General features: G+C 61.1%; 16 protein-coding genes and 1 tRNA gene. 2 read left to right on the top strand and 15 right to left on the bottom strand.

Annotation, left to right across the window (positions count from 1 at the left end; all coding sequences use genetic code 11):
* From ACK543_RS09470 to ACK543_RS09435, 8 genes are all read right to left on the bottom strand, one after another.
* Positions 1 to 319: hypothetical protein (locus ACK543_RS09470; protein WP_409942601.1), on the bottom strand; the 319-nt coding region annotated here is incomplete at its 3' end.
* A 185-nt stretch (positions 320 to 504) separates the two neighbouring features.
* A complete protein-coding gene (locus ACK543_RS09465; RefSeq protein WP_409942600.1) occupies positions 505 to 1,680 on the bottom strand; it encodes a ribonucleotide-diphosphate reductase subunit beta in 1,176 nt (391 codons plus the stop codon).
* A 136-nt stretch (positions 1,681 to 1,816) separates the two neighbouring features.
* On the bottom strand, positions 1,817 to 4,717 hold the full coding sequence (locus ACK543_RS09460; protein ID WP_409942602.1) for a ribonucleoside-diphosphate reductase subunit alpha: 2,901 nt from the start codon (positions 4,715 to 4,717) through the stop codon (positions 1,817 to 1,819).
* Positions 4,718 to 5,108: 391 nt separating this feature from the next.
* Positions 5,109 to 5,735 (bottom strand): 1,6-anhydro-N-acetylmuramyl-L-alanine amidase AmpD, encoded by a 627-nt coding sequence (gene ampD, locus ACK543_RS09455; protein WP_409942599.1) that lies wholly within the window; start codon positions 5,733 to 5,735, stop codon positions 5,109 to 5,111.
* Positions 5,716 to 7,272, bottom strand: coding sequence for a sigma-54-dependent transcriptional regulator (locus ACK543_RS09450; protein WP_409942598.1), 1,557 nt, complete (start codon positions 7,270 to 7,272; stop codon positions 5,716 to 5,718). Before ACK543_RS09450 ends, ampD begins: the two co-directional genes overlap by 20 nt.
* An 11-nt stretch (positions 7,273 to 7,283) precedes the next feature.
* On the bottom strand, positions 7,284 to 8,993 hold the full coding sequence (locus tag ACK543_RS09445) for a two-component system sensor histidine kinase NtrB (protein ID WP_409942597.1): 1,710 nt from the start codon (positions 8,991 to 8,993) through the stop codon (positions 7,284 to 7,286).
* Between the two features lie 3 nt (positions 8,994 to 8,996).
* Positions 8,997 to 9,224: a PP0621 family protein gene (locus ACK543_RS09440; RefSeq protein WP_409942596.1), complete on the bottom strand. Its 228-nt coding sequence runs from the start codon at positions 9,222 to 9,224 to the stop codon at positions 8,997 to 8,999.
* Positions 9,221 to 10,018: an inner membrane protein YpjD gene (locus ACK543_RS09435; RefSeq protein ID WP_409942595.1), complete on the bottom strand. Its 798-nt coding sequence runs from the start codon at positions 10,016 to 10,018 to the stop codon at positions 9,221 to 9,223. Before ACK543_RS09435 ends, ACK543_RS09440 begins: the two co-directional genes overlap by 4 nt.
* Before the next feature lie 252 nt (positions 10,019 to 10,270).
* Here ACK543_RS09435 and ffh point away from each other — a divergent pair, with 252 nt between their 5' ends.
* The gene (ffh, locus tag ACK543_RS09430) at positions 10,271 to 11,650 is read left to right on the top strand and encodes a signal recognition particle protein (protein WP_409942594.1); all 1,380 of its coding nucleotides are present in this window, start codon (positions 10,271 to 10,273) and stop codon (positions 11,648 to 11,650) included.
* Positions 11,651 to 11,834: 184 nt separating this feature from the next.
* On the opposite strand, the gene miaB is transcribed toward ffh, so the two are convergent.
* The 7 genes from miaB to ACK543_RS09395 form a co-directional block, all read right to left on the bottom strand.
* The gene (gene miaB, locus ACK543_RS09425) at positions 11,835 to 13,184 is read right to left on the bottom strand and encodes a tRNA (N6-isopentenyl adenosine(37)-C2)-methylthiotransferase MiaB (RefSeq protein WP_409942593.1); all 1,350 of its coding nucleotides are present in this window, start codon (positions 13,182 to 13,184) and stop codon (positions 11,835 to 11,837) included.
* 91 nt (positions 13,185 to 13,275) lie between these two features.
* A complete protein-coding gene (locus ACK543_RS09420; protein ID WP_409942592.1) occupies positions 13,276 to 13,731 on the bottom strand; it encodes a hypothetical protein in 456 nt (151 codons plus the stop codon).
* A gap of 138 nt (positions 13,732 to 13,869) precedes the next feature.
* Positions 13,870 to 13,946: transfer RNA gene (locus ACK543_RS09415), tRNA-Met, on the bottom strand.
* 25 nt (positions 13,947 to 13,971) lie between these two features.
* Positions 13,972 to 14,751 carry an enoyl-CoA hydratase gene (locus tag ACK543_RS09410; protein WP_409942591.1) on the bottom strand — a complete coding sequence of 260 codons (780 nt, stop codon included), beginning with the start codon at positions 14,749 to 14,751 and terminating at the stop codon, positions 13,972 to 13,974.
* Between the two features lie 73 nt (positions 14,752 to 14,824).
* A complete protein-coding gene (locus ACK543_RS09405) occupies positions 14,825 to 16,645 on the bottom strand; it encodes a M61 family metallopeptidase (RefSeq protein ID WP_409942590.1) in 1,821 nt (606 codons plus the stop codon).
* Positions 16,646 to 16,735: 90 nt separating this feature from the next.
* Positions 16,736 to 17,467 carry a DsbC family protein gene (locus ACK543_RS09400; protein ID WP_409942589.1) on the bottom strand — a complete coding sequence of 244 codons (732 nt, stop codon included), beginning with the start codon at positions 17,465 to 17,467 and terminating at the stop codon, positions 16,736 to 16,738.
* Positions 17,468 to 17,521: 54 nt separating this feature from the next.
* On the bottom strand, positions 17,522 to 18,661 hold the full coding sequence (locus tag ACK543_RS09395; protein ID WP_409942588.1) for an FAD-dependent monooxygenase: 1,140 nt from the start codon (positions 18,659 to 18,661) through the stop codon (positions 17,522 to 17,524).
* 120 nt (positions 18,662 to 18,781) lie between these two features.
* On the opposite strand from ACK543_RS09395, the gene ACK543_RS09390 reads away from it, so the two are divergent.
* Positions 18,782 to 19,187 (top strand): MOSC N-terminal beta barrel domain-containing protein (locus ACK543_RS09390; RefSeq protein WP_409942587.1); only part of this gene is annotated, 406 nt, incomplete at its 3' end.

Below are 19,187 nucleotides of genomic sequence, written 5' to 3'. Positions count from 1 at the left end.
TCGCAGGTGCAGCAGCCTTCTTAGCGGGCGCAGCCTTCTTCGCAGGTGCAGCAGCCTTCTTGGCGGGCGCAGCCTTCTTTGCCGGTGCAGCAGCCTTCTTGGCGGGCGCAGCCTTCTTCGCAGGTGCAGCAGCCTTCTTAGCGGGCGCAGCCTTCTTCGCAGGTGCAGCAGCCTTCTTGGCGGGCGCAGCCTTCTTTGCCGGTGCAGCAGCCTTCTTGGCGGGCGCAGCCTTCTTTGCAGGTGCAGCCTTCTTGGCGGGCGCAGCGGCCTTCTTGGCGGGAGTTGCCTTGCTAGAGGCGGTTTTTTTCGCAGTTGCCATCATGTTCTCCTTGGGTCAGTTTGCAAAGAGCACTCTCTGTCTACAGTGGACAGATAGCGATCCATGGGGATGGAGGAAGCTCCATCCCCATGAACACGGGATCACCCTACCTCCGGCGCCGTGCGGTGCCTTTTGATCTGGAAGGTGGGTGGAGAATTTCATGGTGGTGAGTCGCAACGAAGGCGCTAGTCCCAGGACAGCGCACCACCGGACTGATACTCAATGACCCGGGTTTCGAAGAAGTTCCGTTCCTTCTTCAGGTCGATCATTTCGCTCATCCAAGGAAACGGGTTTTCCTCATTCGGGAAAAGCGTTTCCAAACCGATTTGCGTCGCGCGACGATTCGCGATGTAGCGCAGGTAACCCTTGAACATGGATGCATTCATGCCCAGCACGCCGCGGGGCATGGTGTCTTCCGCATAGCGGTACTCCAGCTCGACCGCCTTGAGAAACAGGGCTTTGATTTCGGCTTTGAACTCGGCCGTCCACAAATGCGGGTTCTCCAGCTTGAGCTGGTTGATGAGATCGATGCCGAAGTTGCAGTGCATCGATTCGTCACGCAGGATGTACTGGTACTGCTCTGCAGCGCCAGTCATCTTGTTCTGGCGTCCCAGGGCAAGAATCTGGGTGAAACCCACGTAGAAGAAGAGCCCCTCCATCAGGCAGGCAAAAACGATCAACGACTTCAACAGCGTTTGGTCGTTCTCCGGCGTGCCCGTGTGGAAGTTCGGGTCCATGATCGCTTCAATGAAAGGAATCAGGAACTCGTCCTTGTCCCGAATCGACTGGACTTCGTTGTATGCGTTGAAAATTTCGCTCTCGTCCAGACCCAGCGATTCCACGATGTACTGGTAGGCATGGGTATGAATTGCCTCCTCGAAAGCCTGGCGTAGCAGGAATTGACGACATTCGGGTGCTGTGATGTGGCGGTAAGTACCCAACACAATATTGTTGGCGGCCAGCGAATCGGCGGTCACAAAGAAGCCGAGATTGCGCTTGATGATGCGACGCTCGTCATCGGTGAGACCGTTCGGGTCTTTCCAAAGGGCGATGTCGCGCGTCATGTTCACTTCCTGCGGCATCCAGTGATTTGCGCAGGTAGCCAAGTATTTTTCCCAAGCCCACTTGTACTTGAACGGAACCAGTTGGTTCACATCGGTCTGGCCGTTGATGATGCGCTTGTCTGCTGCGTTCACGCGGCGATGCGCTACTGCAGTGGTGGCCACTGACGAAGCACTTGTTAAGTGCGACGGAGAAGGCTGGAAAGCCAGGGGCGGCTGCCCCACCTGGCGATCATTTTGCAGAGCGCCGTCCAGTTGATTTCGCGATGAGGGCTTGACTTCTTCGTCCCAGGTCAACATAAATTTTCCAGTGTTTGGATTATGAAAGCAGTGCTGCGAAAAGGAAAGCATCAAAACGTTATCCAGCAACGTTTTTGTTGCTTCACAGCACAGCAGCAACGCCCCGCCTGCCAGCGGGGCGGAGCGTACGTTGAGGTTATTGGCAAGCCTCGCAGGTGGGATCGTCGATCGCGCAGAACTTGATATCTGTTGCTGGTAGGGCTGCGGCCTGTGCCGCGGCCGCCGCCGCTGCTGCATCCATGGCGCTTGGATGCGACTTGACGGACATGGCCGACATCGCTGCGCCGACGTCACCACCCGAAGAAACGGCGTTGAGCTGGCGCGTGTTGACGGTACTCATCTCGACGTGCGTGGCGCTTTGCGTGCGCAGGTAGTACGTCGTCTTGAGGCCGCGAATCCAGGCGAGCTTGTAGGTGTCATCGAGCTTTTTGCCCGATGCGCCGGCCATGTAGATGTTCAGACTCTGCGCCTGATCAATCCACTTCTGGCGGCGCGCAGCGGCCTCCACCAGCCACTGGGGTTCAACTTCAAAGGCCGTCGAGTACAACGCTTTGATGTCGGCTGGTACGCGGTCGATCGGATGCAGCGAACCCTTGAAGTGCTTGAGGTCCATGATCATCACATCGTCCCACAGACCCAAACGCTTCAAGTCCCGTACCAATCCTCCATTAATCACTGTGAACTCGCCGGAGAGATTCGACTTGACCGACAGGTTGCCGAAGGAGGGCTCAATGGAAGCGTCCACGCCGATGATGTTGGAGATCGTGGCGGTAGGCGCAATGGCGACGCAGTTGGAATTTCGCATCCCGTCCTGCGCGATCTTCCTGCGCAGAGCGTCCCAGTCGAGGGTCGAAGAGCGGTCCACCTCGACATAGCCGCCGCGAGCCTGGGCCAACATGTCCAGCGTGTCAAAGGGCAGGATGCCGCGGTCCCACAGGGAGCCCTTGTAGCTCGAATACTTGCCGCGCTCACATGCCAGTTCGGTCGATGCCCAGTAGGCGTAATAGCAGATGGCTTCCATCGACTTGTCAGCGAACTCCACGGCCTGCTGCGAGGCATAGGGGATGCGCAGTTCATACAGGCTGTCCTGGAAAGCCATCACGCCCAACCCCACGGGGCGGTGACGCAGGTTGGAGTCACGCGCCTTCTTCACAGCGTAGTAGTTGATGTCGATCACGTTGTCGAGCATGCGCATCGCCACCGTGATAGTGCGTTTGAGCTTGTCGTGGTCGATCTGACCGTCCTTTAGGTGCTGCAGCAGATTGACCGACCCCAGGTTACACACGGCGGTTTCCGTATCGCTGGTGTTGAGCGTGATCTCGGTGCACAGGTTTGATGAGTGCACCACGCCAGCGTGCTGCTGGGGTGATCGCACGTTACAAGCGTCCTTGAACGTGATCCAGGGATGCCCCGTCTCGAACAGCATCGTGAGCATCTTGCGCCACAGGTCGGTGGCCTGCACGGTCTTGGACGGCCTGATCTCGCCGCGGGCTGCCTTGCCTTCGTAAGCAACATAGGCCTTTTCGAAGTCGGCGCCAAACAGGTCATGCAGATCGGGCACGCTGGATGGCGAGAACAGGGTCCAGGTGCCCTTCTCCATGACACGGCGCATGAACAGGTCGGGGATCCAGTTGGCCGTGTTCATGTCGTGGGTGCGGCGGCGGTCGTCGCCGGTGTTCTTTCGCAGCTCCAGGAACTCTTCAATATCCAGATGCCAGGTCTCCAGGTAGGTGCAGACGGCGCCCTTGCGCTTGCCACCCTGGTTGACGGCCACGGCCGTGTCGTTCACGACCTTGAGAAATGGCACTACACCCTGTGATTCACCATTAGTGCCCTTGATATGGCTGCCCAGGGCGCGCACGCGCGTCCAGTCATTGCCCAGCCCACCGGCGAACTTGGAGAGCAGCGCGTTTTCCTTGATCGATTCATAGATGCCATCGAGGTCGTCTGGCACCGTAGTCAGGTAGCAACTGGACAGTTGCGAACGCAGCGTCCCACTATTGAAGAGGGTAGGCGTGCTCGACATGAAATCAAAGGAGGAAAGCACTTCGTAGAACTCGATGGCTCGCGCCTCGCGGTCCACTTCGTTGAGAGCCAGACCCATGGCCACGCGCATGAAGAAAGCCTGGGGCAGTTCGATACGGGTCTTCTTGACGTGCAGGAAGTAGCGGTCGTACAACGTCTGCAGGCCGAGGTAGTCGAACTTCAGATCGCGGTCGGCCTTGAGTGCAGTGCCCAGGCGCTGCAGGTCGTACTGCTGCAGTCGCTCGTCTAACAGGTCATTTTCTACACCCTTGAGGATAAATTGAGGGAAATACTCCAGGTAGGCCTGACCCATGTCGGCCTGGGCGACCTCACGGCCAAGCACCTCGCGCACGATGGTGTGCAGCAGAAGGCGCGCCGTGGCGTAGGTGTAGTCAGGCTCTTTCTCGATGAGTGTGCGAGCAGCCAAAATAGAAGCCTTGTACACCTCGTCCATCGGCACCCCGTCGTACAGGTTGCGCATGGTTTCTGCGACGATCGGGTCAGCCTTCACATCGGCACCGAGATTCACGCAGGCCGACTCAATCAAGCTCTGCAGGCGACCCAGATCCAGGGCTACGCGCTCGCCGCGGTCGAGTACATGCAGCAACGGCGAAGGCACAGAGGGTGCTTGCTGCTCCGAAAGGCGGGCGCGCTCCTGGGTACGGCGTTCCCGATACAGCACATAGGCGCGTGCGATTTCGTGGTGTCCACCGCGCATCAGACCCAGTTCCACCTGATCCTGAACATCTTCGATATGGAAGGTCCCGCCACCGGGCCGCGAGCGCATCAGAGCACGGGTCACGTTCTGGGTCAGGGTATCCACCACCTCACGAACGCTTGCAGACGCCGCCCCCTGGGTGCCGTGAACTGCCAGAAAAGCCTTCATCATGGCCACCGCAATTTTCTGGGGCTCAAACGGCACCACTGCGCCGTTACGCCGAATGATCTGGTATTGCGCGAATGCCGAGGAGACTGCAGGGGCTGAGGCGCGCGAGCTAGGCAGTTCCGCCATAGGGTCGTGCAGGGGCAAAGGCGTGTTCAATACAGCGAGCATGGGGTTCCTCTTGTGTGGGCTGTCTGGGGCGGGCTGCGTGGCCGCCGGGGCGGGTGGGCTTGAGAATGCCGCACACTATATATGGTGTGCCAAAGACGTTCAAGACACTACCGGTAGTGTATCGATAGAAATTAGAACAAAAGTTGCAACGAACTGTTGAGGGACTGTAGACAGTGAAATCGGCGCACCGCACAAGCCCTTTGTGCATGCAGGTTTGGCCCGATAGATCAGTGCTAGCTCAGGCTCCGCGAGGGAACTGCATACCCAGGCCTGCGCCAGCGCTAGGCTCGTGAACCTACGGAAGTGAAAGGATCATTTTTGGCAGCTGGCGTGCAGCTGCAACTCAGGATCAGCGGGCGCTGCTTTTAGCATTGCAAGTCCCGGCGGGAAACCGGCCTACGGGCCATCCCGACAATTGCTGTAGCAGCGGCCAGTCGAACCCATCGCCTGGATCCTTCTTGCGATCGGGAGCTATATGTTCATGCCCCGCAACGTATCCTATGGGATAGCGAACAGCAATGGCACGACACAGCCCGGCCAAAGTTTCGTACTGGGACTGTTCGAACGGCAATCCCTCCAGACCTTCTAGCTCGATGCCGATGGAGTCATCATTACACTGTGGACGCCCCCGATAGCGGGAAGCCCCGGCGTGCCAGGCGCGAAGGTCGCAGTCAACGAACTGGGTCAGGCGTCCATGCCGGTCGATGAAAAAATGCGCAGAGACTTCCAGCCCCCGGATAGTCTGAAAGTAGGGATGGGCATCCCAGTCAAGCGTATTGGTAAACAGCCGGTGTACGGCATCTCCGCCAAACTCACCCGGCGGAAGACTGATGGAATGCACCACGATCAGATCGACCTCAACGCCAACCGGCCTGGGACCATGGTTGGGAGATTCGACGCGCGTGGCTACGTTGTACCAGCCATTGGTCCAGTCCCCGACGCCCTCGACGCTGACCTTATCCGACGATGTCTTCATTGGGATCCGGATCCCCGGGCAGCGCAATGTTCAGGCGCTCAATACGGTAGCGGATCTGCCGAAGGCTGATGCCCAGGCGAGCCGCCGTGGCCGTGCGGTTAAAGTTCGCCTCGCGCAGTGCCCGCACAAGGATGTCGCGCTCCTGCTGGTCGAGCCACGCCTGCAGGTCATTGGGAAGCAGTGCGGCGCTGCCCGTAGTAGGCAGCAGCGGGGCGGGGCCCGACGTCGACACTGCGCTGATGGAACCAGCGCTCCCCGGGACATCTGCCTCCGCGGCACCCACAGAGGTTGGCGCTGGTGCAGAACGCAGTGCAACGCCCTCAGGCGAGCCGGTTGGCCAGTCAACCTGGAGTTCTTCCCCATCACTGAGCGCCACGGCGCGGTGAAGTAGATTCTCGAGTTCGCGTACGTTGCCTGTGAGCGGGTGGGCTGATATTGCCTCCAGCGCTCGGGCGGTAAGCGCAGGAACTGGCATGCCCGAGTCCTGGGAAATGCGGTTGAGCAGGGCCGAGCACAGCGCCGGCAAGTCTTCCCGCCGTTCGCGCAGCGGGGGGATAACGATCTCGATCACGTTCAGGCGGTAGTACAAGTCCTGACGGAAACGCCCGGACTGAACATCAGCAGCCAGGTCTCGGTGCGTTGCGCTGACGATGCGCACGTCAACCGTTTCTTCCTGGGTGGAACCAAGGGGTCGCACGCTGCGTTCCTGGATGGCCCGCAGCAGCTTGGACTGCATCGCCAAGGGCAGATCACCAATTTCGTCGAGAAACAGCGTACCGCCGCGCGCCGCCTGAAAGTATCCGTCGCGGTCCTGTGCGGCGCCGGTATACGAACCTTTGCGGGCACCGAAAAACTCGGCTTCGAGCAGGTTTTCAGGAATGGCACCACAGTTGACCGCGACCAGCGGCCCATCGGCCCGCTGGCTGCACGCATGTAACGCTTGTGCGACGAGTTCTTTACCCGTACCCGATTCACCTCGAATCAGCACTGGAGCCATGCCGCGTGATACCTTGAGCACGCGCTGCTTGACGTTGTGCATCGCCTCAGATTCACCCACCAGCCGATTCAAAGCATGGGCAGTGTTCGGCGCGTCCACGTCGGTCGCGGCGCCATTACGGCTATGGTTGCTGCTGTTACGCAAGGCCCGCGGCGCAGGTACCCCGCCAGTGCCCTGCACAGCAGAAGCAACCACGGAGCGAAACTGCTTAAGGTCCACTGGCTTGGTCAGATAGTCGAAGGCCCCCGAGCGCAAGGCCTCCACCGCGTTCTCTGCGGAGCCATATGCCGTCATCACAACGCAACGCTCTCGGCGCTGCTGGACCCGCAGATCCTGAAGCAGTTCCATGCCAAAACCATCAGGCAAGCGCATGTCGGTGATCACCGCATCGAACTTGTGGTCACCGAGCTGTTCACGCGCCTCCTGCAACGTGGACGCGGTCTCGACACGGTATCCCTCCCGGAGCAGCGTCAGCTCATACAGAGCGCGAAGATCGGGTTCGTCATCAACAACAAGAATGGATGCGGCAGGAGCAGTCATGGCAATTCGGGTCAGACCACAACGGTATCAAATAGCGTGGCCGATTCAGAAGGACGTGTGGTACGCCGAAAGGCTACCGTGAAGGCATTACCGCCTATCTCGCCCCGCGTAGTTGCACGGGCCACACGCTGGTAGCTGATGGCGGCACCGTGCCGATGGCACAGTTCGCGGCAAATGTACAGGCCCAGGCCGCTGGAACGACTCTCGGACGAGAAGAAAGGCTCGAACAGATGTCGCTCCACAGATCGGTCCATGGGAGCTCCGTCGCTCCAGACCTGCAGATGCACGTGGCCGGAGGGCAGGATGCGGGTACTCAGGCGCAGTGAGTCGGGTTCGCCTTCCATATGGCGCAGCGCGTTGTCCAGCAAATTGACCAAGACCCGTCGAAGGTGCTCGGAGTCGAATTCCACCTGAGTTGATGCGGTCTCGAGCAAGACGACCGCACGGCGCCTTTGTGGTTCCTGAACCTGCCAATCCTGCCAGATCTGGGCTACTGTTTCGTCCAGCGGCACCGTGGACGCAGGCGCGTGGCTGATCTGGTGCTGCACGCGTGCAATGTCCAGCACTTCCTCGGCAATGCGCGCCAAGCGGTCAGCGTTTTGCTGAACCATGTGTGTGAGTCGCCTTTGGGCCGGGTCGCTCAGCTCTTCTTCAAGCAGCGCGTTGGCCTGGACAATGGCTGCCAGAGGGTTGCGAATTTCGTGGGCTACCGCTGCAGACATACGACCCATGGCTGCCAGCTTTTCCGTGCGCAGGCGGGCTTCCATCTCGCGCAGATCATGCAGAAACATGACGCACAGACGTTCGGTCTGCGACTGCGCAGCAACATCGCGCGTGGCGGTCAACCAGGTGCGCACATGCAGGCCCATGGGGCTCTGGCCAGGGTGCAAAAGGTCTGCATCGGCTGTCTGCGGCTCCTCGCGGCGGAAAGTTCGCCGCGCCAACGTTACCAGCGGTTGCCAGGGCGGAATGGACTCCAGTGAAAAGGGCAGATCCGGGAGCGGCGATTTGCCCAGCAGGTGCAGCCCGGCTGGGTTGGCCAGCCGCACTACATCGTTTTCGTCCACCACGAGCACCCCATCGGTCAGATTTTGGATAACCAAGGCACTCACCTGCGACTGAACGCGCGCTGCGATCTGGCTTTGCAGCGCAAGCTTCTGCTCGCGCACCAAGCGCGTGGCCAGCTGGTGAATGAGGTAGGCGACAACGAAGTAGCCCGTGCCGGTGAGCGCGCTTTGCAGGTAGTGCGAAGTATCGTCTCCGCCACCCGCAGAGCTCAGCCACCACGCCCACCCCAGCAGCATCAGGGAAACGGCGGCGGTGGTACTCAACGCCAGCATCAGCGTTCCCAGCACCGCGGCCATAAGTATCGGCAGCCCGAACAGCGGGGTGTAATTCATGGCGCCAGCCTGCAGCAACTGCAGGGTCGCGATGATGGCCAGGTCAAGGCCTATCGACGGCAGCCATTGCAGTCCGACCCCGCCGGTCGGCGGGGTGTCTCTGGCCAGGACGCGCAGCAATATCGTGACCATCAGATAGGCACCGCATATCAGCAGCAGCGCAAAGTGGCCAGACTGGTTCATGGCCTGACCGACGCCCTGCAACACAAGAAGGACAAGGGCCACCATTACCCGACCGGTGAGAAAGCCCCGCCAAAGGCGCACGAACGGCGCATCGGCCAGCGAAGATGCGCCTGCGGCGCTGACCAGTGCCGAGGTCATCGTTCAGGCGGCCCCGCGATCGCGGTGATCGGAGCTGCAAAACGCGTGCCCAGCCAGCAAGACCGCGTCGGCCTGCGGCACATGCACCCCGCAATAGGCACATGCGACCATATCCTGGGGTAGCGTCGGCGGGCGTTGTACCTCGACCGAGGGTGCGTCATCGGCTGAGCGCCGGTTACGCCAGACGCCAAAGGCCACCACGAGAACCACCAGAAGCACGATGTATTTCATGCCGCACGCCCCAAGATCACCTCCAGCACAAAGCGAGAACCCACGTAGGCCAGCATCAGCAGAGAGGCCCCTGCATACAGCACCCGCACGGCGCTGCGGCCCCGCCAACCAAATCGGGCACGGCCAAATAAAAGCGTAGCGAAGGTCAACCACGAAAGCACCGAAAACACGGCCTTGTGATCCCATCGCCAAGCGCGGCCATACAGCGTCTCGCCAAAGACAAGGCCAGCGACCAGCGTGGCAGTGAGCAGCACGAAGCCCGCAGTGACGAAGCGAAAGGTCAGTCGCTCCAGCGTCAGCAAAGGAATTCCGCTGTGGGTGTCTTCTGCCAGCCGGATGTGCTGCTCGGCGCGCGTCATCAGCCAGGCGTGCACCACCGCAGCGGCGAACAGACCGTAGCAGGCAATGCCAAGCGCCAGATGCAGCGGCAGCCAACCCGAGGCTGACACTTGCAGCGGCTGACCGGGAAACAGCAGCGCCAACACCACAGCGACTGCGCCCAACGAAGCCAGCATCCAGCGCGAACGCATTTGAGGAAAGAGCTGTCGCTCGACCGCGTAAACGGTGAGCACCAGCCAGGCGGTCATGGAAAGGGCGGGCGCAAAGCCGAACTGCGGCAACTCGCCCCACAGCCCCCACACAAGCACAGCGGCGTGCAGCAGCCAAGCGACCAGCAGCGCATTACGCGACGCTGTCTCGCCCAGTGGCTTGGCCGCAAGCGCGGGTATGGCGTATGCCACCGCGGCTGCCACGGCCAACAGCCAGGTGACGGGTGAAGCGCTGGGTAAAATCATGGCTCGAGTTTAGAGCGTGTTTCACGACTTTCTGCATCTGCGCCCGATTGACGCTGACGCACTGGCATTTATCGTTCTCCCGGGCTGATTGGGAAAATGTGTTTGGTGCGCGCCAAACGGTGCCCATGCACTGCGCCGAGGCCGGATTCCTGATGTGTTGCACGCCCTGAGCTATCGACGCTATCTTCGCCCTGCCGCCTGTCTGGCGGCCAGCCCGACGCAACGCTGCGCCAGTACCACCAGATCGCACCTATGGCCTCCGCACTCACCGACAAACTCACGCGCCTGGTCAAGCAGATGCGCGGCCAGGCCCGCCTTACCGAATCCAACGTACAGGACATGCTGCGCGAAGTGCGCATGGCCTTGCTGGAAGCCGACGTGGCACTGCCCGTCGTACGCGACTTCATTGCCCGCGTGAAGGAAAAGGCGCTGGGCCAGGAGGTGCTAGGCTCGCTCAAGCCCGGGCAGGCGTTAGTTGGCATCGTCAACCGGGAACTGGCCGCCACCATGGGTGAGGGCGTGGCCGACATCAACCTGGCCACCCAGCCGCCTGCCGTGATACTGATGGCAGGCCTGCAGGGTGCGGGCAAGACCACGACCACGGCCAAACTGGCCAAGCACCTGATTGAAAAGCGTAAGAAGAAGGTGCTGACCGTGTCGGGCGACGTGTACCGGCCTGCAGCCATCGAGCAGCTCAAGACCGTGACCAAGCAGGCAGGCGCCGAGTGGTTCCCAAGCACGCCGGACCAGAAGCCGCTGGAAATTGCCCATGCCGCCCTCGACTACGCCAAAAAACACTACTTTGATGTGCTGCTGGTGGATACCGCCGGCCGCCTGGCCATCGACGAAGCCTTGATGAAAGAAATCAAGAACCTGCACACCGCACTCAACCCGGTGGAGACGTTGTTCGTGGTCGATGCGATGCAGGGCCAGGACGCCATCAATACCGCCAAGGCCTTCAAGGAAGCGCTCCCGCTCACCGGCATCGTGCTGACCAAGCTCGACGGCGACTCGCGCGGCGGGGCTGCGCTGTCGGTGCGGCAGATTACGGGCGCGCCGATCAAGTTTGCGGGCGTGTCCGAAAAGATCGACGGCCTGGAAGTGTTCGACGCCGACCGCCACGCGGGCCGCATCCTGGGAATGGGCGACATCGTGGCGCTGGTGGAGCAGGTGACCGCAGGCGTGGACATCGAAGCCGCACAAAAACTGGCCGCCAAGGTCAAGAGCGGTGACGGCTTCGATCTGAACGACTTCCTGTCTCAGATCCAGCAGATGAAGCAGATGGGCGGCCTCTCAAGTCTGATAGACAAGTTGCCAGCCCAACTCACCGCCAAGGCTGGTGCCATGGACATGGACAAGGCCGAAAAAGACATTAAGCGCAAGGAAGGCATCATTCAGAGCATGACGCCGCTGGAGCGCCGCAAGCCCGACCTCATCAAGGCGACCCGCAAAAAACGCATTGCCAATGGGGCCGGTGTGCACGTTCAGGAAGTCAACCGCCTGCTCAAGGAATTCGAGCAGATGCAGGAGATGATGAAAAAAATGAAGGGCGGCGGCCTGATGAAAATGATGAAAAAGATGGGCGGCATGAAGGGCCTGGGCGGCGGGGGAATGCCCAAGATGCCCTTCTGAGGCTGAATTTCTGTTTTTCGCCGCTGTGGTGTATCGACAGACCCTGCAAGCCTGTTCACACGCACTTTGCAAGATGCGTGGCGATCCCAAAAAACTTTGCGTAAGGCGCCAAACACAGCCGGGGTCGGCCCCCTGCAAGGCGTCGCAACACGGCGCAAAGCCTTATTGACGCAATCCGAAGGGGTCAGACTGCAGTAGCCAACACGCCCTCTTCCGTGCGGACTTCCGCCCGCAGCGTGTACGCCTTGGCTTCGGTGATCTTGACGTCCACCATCTGACCGACCAGACGGGTGTGACCCGCAAAGTTCACCACGCGGTTGCATTCGGTGCGGCCCATCAACTCGGTGGCGTCGCGCTTGGAGCGACCTTCGACCAAAATGCGCTGCACCGTGCCTACGCGGCTTTCGCTAATGGACCTGATGTTGGCGTTGATGACCCCCTGCAGGTGTTGCAGGCGGTGCAACTTCACGGCGTGCGGCGTGTCGTCGTGCAGGCCTGCGGCGGGGGTACCGGGGCGCGGGCTGAAGATGAAGCTGAAGCTGTTGTCGAAGTGGATGTCGTCAATCAGCTTCATCATCTTGTTGAAATCGTCCTCTGTCTCACCGGGGAATCCGACGATGAAATCGCTGCTCATGGCCAGGTCGGGGCGGATGGCGCGCAGCTTGCGCACCGTACTTTTGTATTCCATGGCGGTGTAGCCGCGCTTCATGGCCATGAGGATGCGGTCGCTGCCATGCTGCACGGGCAGGTGCAGGTGGCTGGCCAGCTTGGGCAGCCGGGCATAGGCATCGATCAGCCTGGGCGTGAACTCGTTGGGGTGACTTGTAGTGAAGCGGATGCGCTCGATGCCGGGAATGTCGGCCACGTACTCCAGCAACAGGGCAAAGTCAGCGATCTCCGCCGTGCCGCCCATCTTGCCCAGATAAGCGTTCACGTTCTGGCCCAACAGGGTGATTTCCTTGACGCCCTGGTCGGCCAGACCCGCCACTTCGACCAGCACGTCATCCAAGGGGCGGCTCACCTCCTCGCCGCGGGTGTAAGGCACCACACAGTAGCTGCAATACTTGCTGCATCCCTCCATGATGGAGACGAAGGCGCTGGCGCCCTCAACCCGGGCTGGTGGAAGGTGGTCGAACTTCTCGATCTCGGGGAAGCTGATATCCACCTGGGGTTGGTCCAGGCGCGCGCGCTCGTTCAGCATCTCTGGCAGGCGGTGCAGGGTCTGCGGGCCGAACACCACGTCCACATAGGGTGCGCGCTTGATGATTTCTGCGCCTTCCTGGCTAGCCACGCAACCGCCCACACCAATCTTCACGCCACGGGCCTTCAGGTGTTTGATGCGACCCAGGTCGCTGAAAACCTTCTCCTGCGCCTTCTCACGCACCGAGCAGGTGTTAAAGAGAATGAGGTCGGCTTCGTCCACATTCTGCGTAGGCTCGTAGCCCTGTGCGGCATGCAGTACATCGGCCATCTTGTCCGAGTCATACTCGTTCATCTGGCAGCCGAATGTCTTGATGAATACTTTGGGGGCCATGGTGGGCTCGCTTTGCAATCGGGAAAAAGCATGCGCACCGCCAGCAGAGGTGCGCGGTGGTGCAGGCGGCCCGAGGCGGCCGCCCCGCGGATCACTTCTTGATGAGATCCGAGTCCGCTCGGTAGTTGCGATCCACCCCATCCGTGGCGCCCTTGCGCGGCACATCAGCCTCGCTCTGCGTCAGAATCCATGCGGTGTGCAGCATGCCGGTGCTCTGCTCAATCACATAGTTGACCTTGAAGGTCTGCCCGATGACGGTGTGGGCCATGACCAAGGTATTTTGCGGGCTTAACAGGCGCATGCCAGGCGCCATGCGGATGGGCTGGCCGTTAAGCCGGGCCTCTTGGACGCTGGTGATAGTGAGCGCGCCTCGCAGTGCCGCCTCAGGAAAATTACGAACCATCCCCATGCCGGACGGCACCTGCTGCGCGTGGACGCCCGGTGTAAACGCGAAGGTGCTGACACCAAACAGCGCCGCCAGGACCAGAGCATGAAACTGGCGGCTGGCAAAAAAAGGGAAAGGGTTGTTGCGTGTGCAGCGGTTCATGGTGTTCATCCAGGGGCTGAGTGCGAGATTCTACGTTGGCGTCCCGAGCCATCACCGGATTCACCGCAGTCCACCGATGGCGAACTGAGACGCCCAACAAAAAAACCCACGGTGCCAGGGCGCTGTGGGTTTGGAATTTGGTGGTCGTAGGTGGACTTGAACCACCGACATCAGCATTATGAATGCTGCGCTCTAACCAACTGAGCTATACGACCAAAAGCGAAAATTATAGAACAAAATTCACTGGTGAGTGAACGCCGCGGGGCGCTTGTTCACGAAAGCGTCCATGCCTTCCTTCTGGTCCTGCGTGGCGAACAGCGCATGGAAAAGCCGGCGCTCGAACATCACGCCATCGGAGAGCGAGCCCTCAAAGGCACGGTTGACGGACTCCTTGGCGGCCATGACGGCAATCTGCGAGAAACCCGCGATCGTGATGGCAGCGCCCAAAGCCTCATCCATGAGCTTGTCAAAGGGTACGACCCGGCTGACCAGACCCGCACGCTCGGCTTCCGCGGCATCCATCATGCGGGCTGTCAGCGCCATATCCATGGCCTTGGACTTGCCCACAGCGCGCGGCAGCCGCTGGGTACCCCCTGCGCCGGGGATCACGCCCAGCTTGATTTCGGGCTGGCCAAACTTCGCGTTGTCAGCCGCGATGATGAAGTCACACATCATGGCCAGTTCGCAGCCGCCGCCCAGCGCAAAACCGCTCACTGCTGCAATCACGGGCTTGCGTACCGAACGAATGGCCTCCCAATTGCGTGTGATGTAGTCCCCTTTGTAAGCGTCGGCAAAGCTGTATTTGGCCATGGCGCCAATGTCTGCGCCGGCTGCAAACGCCCTTTCACTGCCCGTGATGATCATGCAGCCGATTTTCTCGTCCTCGTCGAAAGCCTTCAGGGCAGCGCCCAGTTCATTCATGAGCTGGTCATTGAGTGCGTTGAGCTGCTTGGGCCGGTTCAGGGTGACGATGCCGACCTTTTCGGCTTCGACACGAACCTCGATGGTTTCGTAGGGCATGGGATCTCCTTGGGCGATGGTGTGTTTTGAAAAATAAACGGGTTGAATATAGCGAAACGATGCCTCTGGCGCGTCACGCCCCCAAGGTGGTAGAGAGCCAGCGCGCAACGGCGGCCGTATCAGCAACCGCCAAACTCACCGTATCGGGGACTTCGGGCTTGGAGCTGCGCAGTTTGCGGGTCTTGGCCCCGGCCTGCCCCGCCACTGCCATGTCGAGCGCGAGCCGCAGGATGCAGCCGTCTCGCGCAACCATCGCCGTCACAGCTTTGGCGGTCCCGCTGTAGAAAGCCACATCGTCGAGCTTGCTCACGCGCCAGGCACTGCCCCCACATTCCACCGCCAGCCATTCATCCCCTGCGGCCATTCCTGCTTTCTCAGCGGCCCCGCCGCGCAGCACCGTCTTGACTTGGATGCTGTGGCTTTCCTGCACCCGGATCCCCAGTCGCTGCGCCAGTTGTGCGCTCTCTGCCTTGAGGCGCACGCCGTTTTTTTCCAGCAGATCGCCAAGCGGAAGCTCTGCCGTGCTGTGCACCCACTGCTCGATCTCCGCGTCGAATGACCGCCCCCCCAGCTCGCGCAGGACGGCGCGCAGGTGGTCTTCGTTCATCAGGCCACCGGGGCAGCGCTGCCACAGCCCCCGCATGACATCATCCAACGTGGCTTTACCCTCGCTGCGCAGCGCCATATCGAGGCAAAGAGCTACCAGCGCGCCTTTGGTGTAGTAGCTCACTGTGGTGTTCGGCGTGTTCTCATCCTGGCGGTAGTACTTCACCCAGGCATCAAAGCTGGCTTGCGCCACCGTTTGCACCTTGCGCCCTGGGGTCTGGAGCACCTGGTTGATCGTCTTGGTCAGCAGCTTGAGGTACGTTGCATCGTCGATAAGTCCCGCGCGACGCAACAACAAGTCGTCGTAGTAGCTGGTGAAGCCTTCAAAAAACCAAAGCTGCCCCGTGTAGTTCTCGCGCCCAAAATCCAGCGAAGCGAACTCGGCTGGACGCAGCCGCTTGACGTTCCAGGTGTGGAAATATTCATGGCTGATCAACCCCAGCAGTGTGGTGTAGCCATCGCTGGCGCGCTTCTCGCCCATGCGCGGCAGGTCGCGGCGTCCGCAGATCAGCGCCGTCGAATTGCGATGTTCCAGGCCGCCATATCCGTCGCCAACGGCGTTGAGCATGAACACGTAAGACCGAAACGGCGGCCTGGCTTTGCAGTTCCAGAAGGCGATGGCGGTCTCGCAGATTTTTTGGGTATCCGCCAGTAACCGCTTCCCGTCAAACGACGGAGCTGCCCCCGCCACGACGAAACGGTGGGACACACCTGCTGCAGTAAAGCGGCCTGTCCAGAAAATACCTAATTCGAACGGACTATCCACCAATTCTTCGTAGTTGGCTGCGCCGTAAAGCCCGAAGCCTCGTTGGTCAACGTCGATCGCACCCAACCCGGTGGCGACCGACCACTGTGCCGTTGCCGGCGTACTGGCGATTTCGATGCTATGGGGCTGTTGCTGACAGCCTTCGACCCGCAGGCACAGACTGGTGCCGTTGAAAAAGCCTCGTGACGCATCGAGCCATGCGGTACGCACCGATGTGTCGTAGGCACTGACGCTGTAGGTCAACACCAGTGGCTTACCCGGGTTGCAACGTATTAGCCAGCGATGCTTGTCCAGTTGGGTGACCGGCGTGCGCCGTCGCCCCTGAGTGGCCTGCAGGTCCTGCAGGTTTTTGGAGAATTCTCGTACCAGGTAACTGCCTGGAATCCACACCGGCAGCGATACCTCCTGCTGTTCCTGCGGTCGAGGGATGGTCAGCGTGATGTGGAAAAGGTGGGCATGCAGATCGGCCGGTTCTACCCGGTAGCGAACCGCAGCGGTATCGGTGGGGCGGGTGGGAGACATGGGTGTCAGCGGTGGTGAGGACTCAGCGCCCTGACACTCAGGAGCTCCGGACGCTATGGAAGAAAGATCAACGGCGCAGCGCCTGGGCTTTCAGCGGGCGCCAGCGGCATCACCACTGATGGCGGCCAGACGCTTTTCGACCTCGGCCGCCCCAATGGCGCCAGGTACACGCGCGCCATTGGCGAAGATCAGGGTCGGGGTGCCCGTGATCTTGTACTGACGGCCAAACGCCAGGTTGCGCTGCAGCGCGCTGGTGTCACAGCTGGCAGCAGGAACGGCTTTGTCGCGCACCATCATGTCCTGCCAGGCGGCAACGCGGTCCTTGGCGCACCAGATGTTGCGCGACTTTTCGGCGGAATCCGGGCTCAGGATCGGATAGAGAAACATGTAGACGGTGACGTTGTCCACGTTCTGCATGTCCCGCTCGAAGCGCTTGCAGTAGCCGCAGTTCGGGTCTTCAAAGACAGCCACCTTGCGCTTGCCGTCGCCGCGCACGATCGTGAACGCATCCTTCAGGGGCAGGGCTGCGAAGTCCAGTGCGGTCAGTTTGGCGATGCGATCTTCCGTCAAGTTGCGGCGCGCCTTGGTGTCGATCAATTCGCCCTGGATCACATAGTCGCCCTTGGCGTCGGTGTAAAACAGATCCGTACCGATACGCACCTCGAAGACGCCCTTCATGGGCGTTGGACGCACTTCGTCGATGCGGTCCATCTGCGGAATGCGCTCGGCCAGGGCTTTGCGGATGTCTGCCTCCTGGGCGTGGGCCGCGAAGGAGAGGGCCAGCATACTAGCGGCCGCAAGCAGGGTGGGAATCCGTTTCATCGTTCAGCCATTTCATCAGTCTGGCAACGGCAGTAACGCCGATGCCGGTGGTCATCACATCCCCATGGCCTGCCGGGCCACGAAGTCCTTGAGGGGCCCGCTTACATCGAACACCTTCATTCCTGCATTGCGCAGCTTGGGCAATGGCCCATCCTGGCGTGTGAAGAGCTGCTGGAGCCCATCGGTGGCCAGGCCCATGGCCCACAGCGCAGCCTTGCGTTCGCGCTCGTAGCGGCGCAGCAGGCGCAGGTCGCTCACGCCACGCCAGTAATCGCGCTGGTGCAGCACGCTTGCCAGCGCCTGCACGTCCGCCAGGCCCAGATTCAACCCCTGGCCTGCCAAGGGATGAACATTGTGTGCCGCATCGCCTGCCAGAACCCAGCTTGCACAATCGCGTCCGACGGCAGGCAGCGACCCGCACCAGCGGTCTGCCCTTGCCAGTTGCAGTGGCCACACTGCGCGCTCGGCCAATAACGACAGGGTACCCAGTGCGCCCTCGCTCGCGTCCCGCAGCCTCTCGGAGAACGCCTGCGCCGGCAACTCCATGAGCTTTGCCGCGTGCTCTGGCGTGACGGACCACACAACGGCCACGGAGTTCCCCTGCGGTCCACCCATCGGCAAGAAAGCCAGGATGCCCTCCGGCGAGAACCACTGACGTGCGATCTGCTGGTGAGCATGCTCGCACGCCACACGCGCAGCAATGGCGTGCTGCGCATACGGAGTGACCTCAAAACGCGCGCCAAACTCGGCGCGGGTTGCACTGGCGCGGCCCTCACAAACCACAGTGAGCGCGGCTGACACAGGCGCATCAAGCAGCTCGATCTGGGGCTGAAACCGCACAGCCTGCGAAAGGCACGCCTCCAAGGCCGGCACATCCACGATCCACGCCAGCGCATCGGCGTGCTGCGCATTCGCGTCGAACTGGACGCTGCCGCCCTGGTCGCCCAGCACACGCATGTGCGTGACGGCCGTGGCGTGGTCGGCATCGGGCCAACAGCGCAGCGACTGCAGCAGCGCACGCGATGCCGCGTTTAGCGCATAGGCCCGGACATCGATGCTGTCTGGCGCCGAATGAACCGCACCGGCACAGGACGCAACCAGCGCCACCTTATGCCTGTCGCGGGCCAGCAGCAGGGCCAGGGTCCGGCCCACGATGCCCGTTCCACGGATGCAGGTATCAAAGGTGTGCGCCATGGCGTTGATTGTAGGAGCGCCACCGCACCGCCTGTGGCCGGGGCGTTGATGGCCCGAGGCGGCACAATGGACGCTGGGGTGTGTAGCCCTGAATCCCTTTGACTCTGTGGAGTGTGCAGCGTGAGCAGTTTTGATCCCGAATCCGACGTCTGCGGCAGCATCGCGCGCCTGTTTGTGTACCCCGTCAAATCGTGCGCGGGCGTCGAGGTGCGTGAGGCATTGCTCACGGAAACGGGCCTCGACCTGGACCGGGCATGGATGGTGGTGGATACAAAAGGCGAGTTCCTCACCCAGCGCACACTGCCTCGCATGGCGCTGATACAGCCCCAGATCAGGGCCAGCGAAGTGGTGCTGCGCGCGCCTGGCATGCTGGCTCTGCACCTGGGGATGGATACGGTCGAGGCGCCAGCCACCGTCACGCTGTGGGACGAGACCGTGCCCGCATGGGATATGGGCGCGGTGGCAGCGCAGTGGTTCTCGGACTTTTTAGGGCAACCCTGCAGACTTGTGCGCTTTGACCCCGAGC

It is taken from the genome of Acidovorax sp., from assembly GCF_046341535.1.
Lineage (GTDB): Bacteria > Pseudomonadota > Gammaproteobacteria > Burkholderiales > Burkholderiaceae_C > Acidovorax.
The sequence above is the reverse complement of the archived record's forward strand: the minus strand, read 5'-3'. Positions and strand labels throughout refer to the sequence as shown.